The sequence below is a fragment of the Desulfobotulus pelophilus genome (assembly GCF_026155325.1).
GTDB lineage: Bacteria > Desulfobacterota > Desulfobacteria > Desulfobacterales > ASO4-4 > Desulfobotulus > Desulfobotulus pelophilus.
Genome location: NZ_JAPFPW010000085.1, coordinates 1 through 544 on the forward strand (window position 1 = coordinate 1; position 544 = coordinate 544).

The 544-nt window shown below is 59.0% G+C and carries 1 protein-coding gene; it reads left to right on the forward strand.

From position 1 onward, the window contains the following. Nucleotides 1-544: hypothetical protein (locus OOT00_RS16135; protein ID WP_438266402.1), on the forward strand; the 544-nt coding region annotated here is incomplete at both ends.

Below are 544 nucleotides of genomic sequence, written 5' to 3' on the forward strand. Positions count from 1 at the left end.
ACCATGGGCAATGTGCTCACCCGCAAAGACGGCCTCGGCCGGATCACAAGGTTTGATTACGACGCCAAAGGCCGCATGGTCCGCATGGAGGATGCCGCCGGTCTTGTGACCGTTTACGCCTATGACGCTAAAGACCGCCGCATCCGGGAGCAAAGCCCCTCTGGTCTTGTCACCACCTTTGCCTATGACGGGCAAGACAACCTCATCCATATGGAAAGGACGGCACCGGGCCTTGATCCCGAACAAAGCCGTTTTACCTACACGCCCTCGGGATCAATCTTGAGCCAGGAAGACGGCGAAGGCAAAACCATCCGCTATGATTATGATGCAAAGGGCCGGCTTGCCTCAACCCTTGATGGCAGGGGCAACGAGATCCGTCAGTTTTATGAATCCGGCCCCGACGGCTCCTGCAGCGCCTGCTCCCTCACGGGCAGGGATCTTGTCAGCCGCATAGAATATCCCACCTTCGAAAAGGAGTTCCGCTACGACATCCGGGGCCGCAAGACCGGGGAGCGGGACATCCTCAGCGACACCGAGGCCCTGT